Consider the following 8719-nt stretch of genomic DNA (forward strand, 5'->3'; position numbering starts at 1 on the left):
GGGGCCGAAGGGAGTGGGAGGGTTCAGGAACGGCGGTAGAACGGCGATGGGGTGACCACGAACGGTTCCTTCTTGCCGCGGATGTCGACGGTCAGTTCGGTGCCGGGCTCACGGAACGCGATGTCGACGAATGCCAGCGCGATCGGATGTCCGAGCGTCGGGGACAGGGCGCCGGACGTGATCGTGCCGACGGCCGCTCCGCCGGTCGCGTCGTGAACGGTGTATTCGGCGCGGGCGGCGCGGCGTCCGGTGCCTGCGAGACCGATGAGCACCCGCTGCGGGGCCTGCTCCGACAACGTCTGCAGGGCGTCGCGGCCGACGAACTCCTTGTTCAGCCGGACCACCTTGCCGAGACCGGCCTCGTACGGGTTCGTGTCGAGGGTCAGTTCGTGCCCGTAGAGCGCCATTCCGGCCTCGAGCCGCAGGGTGTCGCGGCACGCGAGACCCGCGGGGACGCCGTCCCGCTCCGTGGTGGCGGCCAGCAGTGCGCGCCACAACGCCACCGACTGTGCGTTCGGCACGTACAGCTCGAAGCCGTCCTCACCGGTGTAGCCGGTGCGGGCCAGGAGGACGTCGATGTCGGCGACGACCGCGCGGGTGACCGCGTAGTACTTCAGTTCCGCGACGGTCTCCAACTGCAGGGCGGGAACGAGGGACTGCACGATGTTCTGCGCGGCCGGTCCTTGCACCGCGATCAGCGCGGTCTCCGCGGACTGGTCGTCGACGTTCGCCGAGAAACCGTCGGCGCGTGCCGCCAGTTCGCGGTACACGGCCGGGGCGTTCGCGGCGTTCGCGACCACCAGGAAGTGCTCGTCGGCGAGCCGGTAGACGACGAGATCGTCGATCACGCCGCCGTCCGCGTTGCACAGGAGCGAGTATTTGGCCCGTCCGACACCGATCTTCGACAGCTCGCCGGCCAGGGCGTAGTCCAGCAGTGCGCCGGACTCTGTTCCGGTGACGGCGATCTCACCCATGTGCGAGAGGTCGAACAGTCCGGCGGACTTACGGACGGCGTGGTGTTCGGCGAGTTCGCTGTCGTACTTCAGCGGCATCTGCCAGCCCGCGAAGTCGGTGAAATGCGCTCCGAGAGCGCCGTGCTCGTCCAGTAGCGGGGACGTGGGTGTCGTGGTGACGGTCATGCGAAGGCCTCCTCGGGGGTCTCGGCGAGCGCCCCGGATTTTGCTGCTGCGGTTTTGATTGGCAGTTCGATGTCGGTGGTGTTCTCGAAGGCCTCGGGCGCGGGGCACGAGCACACGAGGTTGCGGTCGCCGTGCACGCCGTCGATACGGCGAACCGGGGGCCAGTACTTGCCGGCACGCAGCGACGCGACGGGGAAGGCCGCCAGGTGCCGCGGGTAGGGCAGATCCCAGTTGTCGGCGGTGACCTGATCCGCGGTGTGCGGGGCCTGACGCAGTGGGCTGCGTTCGAGCGGCCACACGCCGTCGCCGACCAGGTCGATTTCGCCGCGGATCGAGATCATCGCCTCGATGAAGCGGTCGAGTTCGGCCAGATCCTCGGATTCGGTGGGCTCCACCATCAGGGTGCCGCTGACGGGGAACGAGAGGGTGGGGGCGTGGAAACCGTAGTCGATCAACCGCTTTGCCACGTCCTCGGCGGTCACGCCGGTGGCCTTCGTGACGGGTCGCAGGTCCAGGATGCATTCGTGCGCCACCAGACCCGAGGGTCCCGTGTAGAGGACGGGGAAGTGCGCGTCGAGCGCCTTCGCGACGTAGTTGGCGGCCAGCACCGCGGACTTGGTGGCCTCCGTCAGCCCGTCCGGGCCCATCAGGGCGATGTACGCCCACGTGATCGGCAGGATGCCGGCGGAGCCGTAGTTGGCCGCCGACACCGGAGTGCCGAGTTGGTCTCCGCCGAGCGGGTTGCCGGGCAGGAACGGCGCCAGATGCTTACGCACCGCGACCGGTCCGACGCCGGGTCCGCCGCCGCCGTGCGGGATGCAGAACGTCTTGTGCAGGTTCAGGTGCGACACGTCGCCGCCGAACTTCCCGGGCTGGGCCAGGCCGACGAGCGCGTTGAGGTTGGCGCCGTCGACGTACACCTGGCCGCCGGCCTCGTGCACGAGGTCGCACACCGTCCGCACGTCGTTCTCGTACACACCGTGGGTGGACGGGTAGGTGAGCATGATCGCGGCGATGGTGCCCTCGTGGGCGGCGATCTTCGCGCGCAGGTCGCCCAGGTCGATGTTGCCGTTGGTCGCCGTCGCGACCACGACCACCCGCATGCCCGCCAGCACCGCGGATGCGGCGTTGGTGCCGTGCGCGGACTGCGGGATGAGGCAGATGTCGCGTCCGTGGTCGCCGCGGCTGTCGTGGTAGCCGTTGATGGCCAGCAGACCGGCCAGTTCGCCCTGCGATCCGGCGTTGGGCTGCAACGACACCCGGTCGTATCCGGTGATCTCACCCAGCCACCGCTCGAGGCCGCGGATGAGCTGCAGGTAGCCGCTGGTCTGTTCGACCGGGGCGTACGGGTGGATGGACGCGAACCCGGGCCAGCTGATCGGCTCCATCTCCACGGCGGAGTTGAGCTTCATCGTGCACGAGCCGAGCGGGATCATGGTGCGGTCCAGCGCGAGGTCCTTGTCCGACAGCGCGCGCAGGAAGCGCAGCATCGCCGTCTCGGACCGGTGCTCGTGGAACACGGGGTGCTGCAGGTAGTTCGACGTGCGAAGCAGCGACCGCGGCAGCGCGGAGACCGTTCCCGCCTGGGCTCGTGCGCCGAACGCGGACAGGACCCGGTCGACGATCTCGTCGGTGGTGCACTCGTCGCAGGCGACCGCGACGTGGTCCGAATCGACCAGCCTCAGGTTGATGCCGGCGCGGTCGGCGCGGTCGACGACGTCGCGCGCCCCGGCCGGAACGTGCACCAGCACGGTGTCGAAGAAGCTGTCGTGGACCACCGAGTGTCCCGCCGTGCGGAGGCCGCCCGCGACGGACGTGGCATGTCCGTGTACCCGAGTCGCGATGGCACGCAGCCCTTCCGGGCCGTGATAGGCGGCATACATGGCGGCGACGTTCGCGAGGAGCGCCTGCGCGGTGCAGATGTTGCTCGTCGCCTTGTCACGCCGGATGTGCTGTTCGCGGGTCTGCAGTGCCAGCCGGTAGGCGGTCTTCCCGTCGACGTCGACGGACACACCGACGAGCCGGCCGGGGAGCATGCGCTCGAGTCCGCCGCGCACGGCCATGTACCCGGCGTGCGGCCCACCGAAGAACAGCGGCACACCGAAACGCTGGGCGGATCCCACCGCGATGTCGGCACCCTGCTCGCCGGGCGGCGTCAGCAGCGTCAGCGACAGCAGGTCGGCCGCGACCGTGGTCAGCGCGCCGCGCTCCTGGGCGGCGGCGATGAGCGGGGCCAGATCGCGCACGTGGCCGCTGGCGCCGGGCGCCTGGAACACGACGCCGAACAGGTCACCGTCCGGAAGACCGCCGGTCAGGTCGGCCACCTCGACGTCGATGCCCACCGACTTGGCCCGGCCGCACACCACCGCGAGGGTTTGCGGCAGACAGTCGGCGTCGACGACGACGCGGGACGTCCCCGACTTCGCCTTGTTCGCGCGCCGCATCAGCAGCACCGCCTCCATCACCGCGGTGGCCTCGTCCAGCAGGGACGCGCCCGCGAGGGGGAGGGCCGTCAGGTCTTCGATGACCGTCTGGAACGTCAGCAGCGCCTCGAGCCTGCCCTGGGAAATCTCCGGCTGATACGGCGTGTACGCGGTGTACCAGGCCGGCGACTCGAGCATGTTGCGGCGCAGAACTGCGGGGGTGATGGTGTCGTGGTAACCGAGGCCGATCATCTGGACGCGGGTCTCGTTGCGCTCCGACAGCGTCCGCAGGTCGGACAGCACCTGCTGCTCGGACCGCGCCACCGGCAGGTCCATGGCCTCCGAGCTGCGGATCTGATCAGGCACCGCGGCATCGATGAGCTGATCGAGCGTGTCGTAACCGAGGGCGCCAAGCATGCGCTGGGTGGCGGAAGCGTCGGGGCCGATGTGGCGTGACGGAAAATCGCTGGTGAGAGGCGCGCTGCGATGCGCGTGGCGGGATTCGACTGACACGAGGTGACTCCGGTTTCGTTGAGTCCGGACCGCACCGGACATCGACAAGGGGGCACCTCCCCGCTCTGTCCTGAAACCTGAGAGTTTGGGCGCACCGCATGAGCGGCGTGCTCTTCACCTTCGGTAAGTACCGGCCTGCGGCCGATTCTGTTCTCCAGAGTTGCCTCTACGCTGCGGTACTGGGGCCTGAGAGATTCCCGGGGAGGAAGTTGCTCCTACGGCGCCTCCGAAAAGGAGGTTCTCCCGCTGCGCGTCAACGGCGTATTCAGTTGTGGTTGGCCAAACAGTACACAGGCGTGGCGGGTTTGTCTCCCCAGGCTCCGTCCCGGGCGCCGAGCGGGCGGCGATGTTGCCAAAACGCCTCGTCGTTTGGCATCCTCGATTCATCCTCGCTCGGACGTGACCGCACACGCCGCTCGGTGAGAGCCCAGACAGCCTCGAGTGCAACGGTTGTCGTCGTGTGCTCGCCTTCCCCCTCACTTTCCCTCGTGCCGTGCTGCCGGGGGTCGCATACCGACCGGTTTCGTCCGGTCGTAGGAGTTCTCCCAACATGACTGCACACCCCGAGGGCCGCCGCCTGCTCCGCCTCGAAGTCCGCAACGCCCAGACCCCGGTCGAACGCAAACCGTCGTGGATGAAGGTTCAGATGCGGACCGGCCCCGAATACCGTGATCTCGCCGCCCTCGTCGAACGCGAGAACCTGAACACCGTCTGTCAGGAAGCTGGATGTCCCAACATCTTCGAATGCTGGGAGGACCGCGAGGCGACGTTCCTCATCGGCGGCAGCCAATGCACCCGACGGTGTGACTTCTGCCAGATCGACACCGGACGTCCCGCGGCCCTCGATCGGGGAGAACCCCGGCGGGTCGCGGAATCGGTGCAGACCATGGGCCTCCGGTACGCCACCGTCACCGGCGTGGCGCGCGACGATCTGCCCGACGGCGGCGCCTGGCTGTACGCCGAGACGGTCCGGCAGATTCACGAACTGTGTCCGGGGACCGGCGTCGAACTGCTGATCCCGGATTTCAATGCCGACGCCGCACAGTTGCGCGAGGTGTTCGGCACCCGCCCGGAGGTACTCGCGCACAATGTGGAGACCGTTCCCCGGATCTTCCGTCGCATCCGGCCTGCCTTCACCTACGAGCGTTCCCTCGACGTGATCACACGCGCGCGGGAGGACGGTCTGATCACCAAGTCGAACCTGATCCTCGGGATGGGGGAGACCACGGACGAGGTGATCCAGGCACTCCGGGACCTGCACGCCGCCGGCTGCCAGTTGATCACGATCACGCAGTACCTCCGGCCCTCGGCCCGGCATCATCCGGTGGAGCGGTGGGCGAAACCGGAGGAGTTCGTGATGCTCGACGGGGTCGCCCGCGAGATCGGATTCCTCGGCGTTCTGTCCGGCCCGCTCGTGCGGTCGTCCTACCGGGCGGGCCGCCTGCACGCCGAAGCGGTCGCCGCGACCGCAATTCACTGAATCCCATTCTCTTCCATTTCAGCAAGGAGTCCCCATGTCCAACCGATCTGCAGATGTCGTCATCCTCGGCGGCGGTTCCGGCGGCTATGCGTCCGCGATCCGCTCGGCCGAACTGGGCCGTTCGGTCATTCTGATCGAAGAGAACGAACTCGGCGGCACCTGCCTGCATCAGGGGTGCATTCCGACCAAGGCGCTGCTGCATTCCGCCGAGGTCGCCGACAGTGCCCGCACGGCCGCGCAGTTCGGGGTCGACGTCACGTTCGGCGGGGTCGACCTCGACAAGGTGCTGAGCTATCAGAACGCCATCGTCACCCGCCTGCACAAGGGCTTGCAAGGTCTCGTCGATTCCCACGGCATCACCGTCGTCAACGGACGCGGACGGCTGGTCGGTCCCAACGGTGTCGAGGTCGACGGCGAGGTGATCACCGGCGGGGCTGTCGTCCTGGCGACGGGCTCGTCTCCGAAGACGTTGCCGGGCATCAGCATCGGCGGTAGGGTCGTCACCAGCGATCAGGCGCTCGTGCTGCCGACGGTCCCGAAGAAGGCGATCATCCTCGGCGGCGGCGTCATCGGCGTCGAATTCGCCAGTGTGTGGGCGTCGTTCGGTGCGTCGGTGACGATCGTCGAGGCGATGCCGAGGCTGGTCCCGAACGAGGACGAGACGGTCTCCAAATACCTGGAGCGGGCGTTCCGTCGTCGCAAGATCGCCGCGAAGACCGGGGTGCGGGTCACCGAGGTGGCGCAGGACGAGGACGCGGTGACCGTCATCCTCGACTCCGGCGACGTGCTCGACGCCGACGTCGTACTGGTCGCGGTGGGCCGCGGTCCGAACACCGCCTCGATGGGGTACGAGGAGACCGGGGTGGTCCTCGACCGGGGATTCGTGGTGACCAGCGACCGGCTGCGCACCACGGTGCCGAACGTCTATGCCGTCGGCGACATCGTGCCCGGCCTCCAGCTCGCGCACCGCGGCTTCCAGCAGGGCATCTTCGTGGCGGAGGAGATCGCCGGGCTCCGTCCGGACGTCATCGACGAGACCGGCATCCCCCGCGTCACGTACTCCCACCCCGAGGTCGCGTCGGTCGGGTTGACCGAGACCGCGGCGCGGGAGAAGTTCGGCGACGAGATCCGGACGGTCGTCTACGACCTCGCCGGCAACGGCAAGAGTCAGATCCTCAAGACGTCGGGGGCGGTCAAACTCGTGGTGACGCCGGACGGCGTCGTGGTCGGTGTGCACATGGTCGGCGACCGCGTCGGCGAGCTGATCGGCGAGGCGCAGATGCTGTACAACTTCGGGGTCGACGCCGCCCAGGCGGCGAAGTTCGTGCACGCCCACCCCACCCAGGGCGAGGCCCTCGGCGAGGCACTGCTGGCGGTGGCCGGCAAACCGCTGCACGTCCACGCCTAGGCCCTCCGGGCCCGTGAGTGGTTAACGAGTCTCTGCACTCGTCAACCACTCACGGGTGGAGGAGCCGCCGGTCTTCTCGAATCGCAGTCGCGACACGGCAATTCCGGCGAGCAGGAAGGACACGGCGACGAGGATGTACAGCTGCGTGGGCGACCAGTCGCGGTCGAGGAGGGCGCCCGCGACGATCGGGGACGCAATGGCGCCGACGCGTCCGATGCCGATGCCCCAGCCGACTCCGGTGGCCCGGACGGCCGGGGAGTAGACCGACGGGGTGATCGCGTACAGCCCGGCGATGCAGCCGTTGGCGAAGACGCCGATGAGGGCGCCGAGCCCGAACGCGACGACGATGGATGCGGTGGCGGGGACGAAGACGACGAGGAGCACCCCCGCGATCGCCAGGTAGGCGATGAGCACCCGCTTCAGGGCGAACCGCGCCGACAGCGCGCCGAGCAAGGTGGCGCCGAAGATGCCGCCGAGGTTGAGGAGCACGCCGCCGGTGACGCCCTGGTTCGCGGACATGCCCGCCTCGACCAGCAGTTTCGGCGTCCAACTGGTGACGAAGTAGAAGCCGAACATCGCCGTGAAGAACGCGAACCACACCAGGAGGGTGCTGCGGCGCCGCTCCGGGGAGAGGAGCACGCGCACCGCGAATCCGGCGTCCGCAGCGGCAGCGGCGGCGGCGCGCGGTGCGGGCAGCTCGTCGAGGGGCGGCTGACCGGCCCGCCGCGCGAACGCGTTGATCCGGTCCAGGGCATTGGCCGGGCGACGCACGAGCAGAAAGTCGATCGATTCGGGGAGCCGCGCATAGACGACGGGGATGATCACGGCCGTGCACACACCGCCGAACAGGAACACCGAGCGCCACCCGAGCGAGTTCTGCAGCACGACGGCGATGATGCCGCCGAGGGTGGCGCCGACGGCGTACCCGGTGGAATTGAGGCTCACGGCCAGCCCGCGCCAGCGGTTCGACGCGTACTCACTGGCAATGACGTTGCTGCTGGCGAGGATTCCGCCGATTCCGACGCCGGTGAGCGCGCGGAGCAGACCGAGTTGCATCGCGTTCTGGCTGACCGCCGACAGCAGCATGCCCGACGACGCCAGCGCCAGGCACAGCAGGATCATGGCGCGGCGACCGATGGTGTCTGCCCACGGCGCCAGGAACAGCGACCCCGCGGCCATGCCGAACAGCCCGGCGCTGAGCAGGAGGCCGACGACGGAGCCGGACAGAGCCCACTCCTGCGACACCGACTGGGCGGTGAACGCCATGACGAGAACGTCGAAGCCGTCGAGCACGTTGAGTAGACCGCAGATGGCGATGGCGCCCCATTGGTAGCGCGTCATCGGACTGCTGTCGATGCGTTCGCGTAGGTCGAATTGCATGCGCGGGACCTGCTCTTCCTCGGAGGTGGGCTGTGATGTGGCTCACGACCCACTTACCGTGGCTGACAGGTCACCCGTTTCCAACTCCGATTCCGAATGTCGGAAGACACCACCCGTGAGTACTTGTTAACCGCGGGGGGGCTGTTGCAAAATTCCGGGTCGGGGTGTCCGCGTGTCACCCTGGTCTGACCTGGGGTTTCCTGGATAATGTGTTGGTGGCCAAGGGATATCGACCGGTGAATCGTGATCAGCAGTTCCTGTTGCCGCCGGACATGCGGGAGTGGGTGCCGCCCACGCATCCGGTGTGGACGGTGATCGAGATCGTCGACTCCCATCTCGACACCTCGGCGTTCCACGCTTCTCGTCGCACCGGGGG

At 68.3% G+C, this 8719-nt stretch carries 5 protein-coding genes, 1 pseudogene and 1 riboswitch; of the genes and pseudogenes, 3 read left to right on the forward strand and 3 right to left on the reverse strand.

Annotation, left to right across the window (positions count from 1 at the left end; translation table 11 throughout):
- Nucleotides 1-23: 23 nt before the first annotated feature.
- Nucleotides 24-1139 (reverse strand): glycine cleavage system aminomethyltransferase GcvT, encoded by a 1116-nt coding sequence (gcvT, locus tag AC1DWT_RS39955; RefSeq protein WP_206013664.1) that lies wholly within the window; start codon nt 1137-1139, stop codon nt 24-26.
- Complete coding sequence (gcvP, locus tag AC1DWT_RS39960) at nt 1136-4117, reverse strand: aminomethyl-transferring glycine dehydrogenase (protein WP_477924863.1); 2982 nt, start codon at nt 4115-4117, stop codon at nt 1136-1138. The genes gcvT and gcvP overlap by 4 nt, the downstream gene beginning before the upstream one ends.
- A gap of 122 nt (nt 4118-4239) precedes the next feature.
- A riboswitch (glycine riboswitch) is annotated at nt 4240-4331 on the reverse strand.
- Between the two features lie 294 nt (nt 4332-4625).
- Between gcvP and lipA the strand changes: the two genes are divergently transcribed.
- Nucleotides 4626-5555, forward strand: a complete 930-nt coding sequence (gene lipA / locus AC1DWT_RS39965) for a lipoyl synthase (protein WP_072936910.1) — start codon at nt 4626-4628, stop codon at nt 5553-5555.
- Between the two features lie 34 nt (nt 5556-5589).
- The gene (gene lpdA, locus AC1DWT_RS39970) at nt 5590-6963 is read left to right on the forward strand and encodes a dihydrolipoyl dehydrogenase (RefSeq protein ID WP_477924858.1); all 1374 of its coding nucleotides are present in this window, start codon (nt 5590-5592) and stop codon (nt 6961-6963) included.
- Between the two features lie 21 nt (nt 6964-6984).
- Here the strand turns inward: lpdA and AC1DWT_RS39975 are convergent, their stop codons facing one another.
- Entirely contained in the window at nt 6985-8343 is a 1359-nt protein-coding gene (locus AC1DWT_RS39975) for an MFS transporter (RefSeq protein WP_477924860.1), read from the reverse strand.
- 209 nt (nt 8344-8552) lie between these two features.
- Here AC1DWT_RS39975 and AC1DWT_RS39980 point away from each other — a divergent pair.
- Nucleotides 8553-8719 (forward strand): annotated as a pseudogene (locus tag AC1DWT_RS39980) (transposase); the annotation flags it as partial.

The organism is Rhodococcus sp. P4_B6, assembly GCF_056402215.1.

What these genes read in the sequence shown, in the direction of transcription:
- AC1DWT_RS39975 (WP_477924860.1), bottom strand. Translation starts at nt 8,343, where the DNA reads ATGCAATTCGACCTACGCGAACGCATCGACAGCAGTCCGATGACGCGC.
- lipA (WP_072936910.1), top strand. Translation starts at nt 4,626, where the DNA reads ATGACTGCACACCCCGAGGGCCGCCGCCTGCTCCGCCTCGAAGTCCGC.
- lpdA (WP_477924858.1), top strand. Translation starts at nt 5,590, where the DNA reads ATGTCCAACCGATCTGCAGATGTCGTCATCCTCGGCGGCGGTTCCGGC.
- gcvT (WP_206013664.1), bottom strand. Translation starts at nt 1,139, where the DNA reads ATGACCGTCACCACGACACCCACGTCCCCGCTACTGGACGAGCACGGC.
- gcvP (WP_477924863.1), bottom strand. Translation starts at nt 4,117, where the DNA reads ATGTCCGGTGCGGTCCGGACTCAACGAAACCGGAGTCACCTCGTGTCA.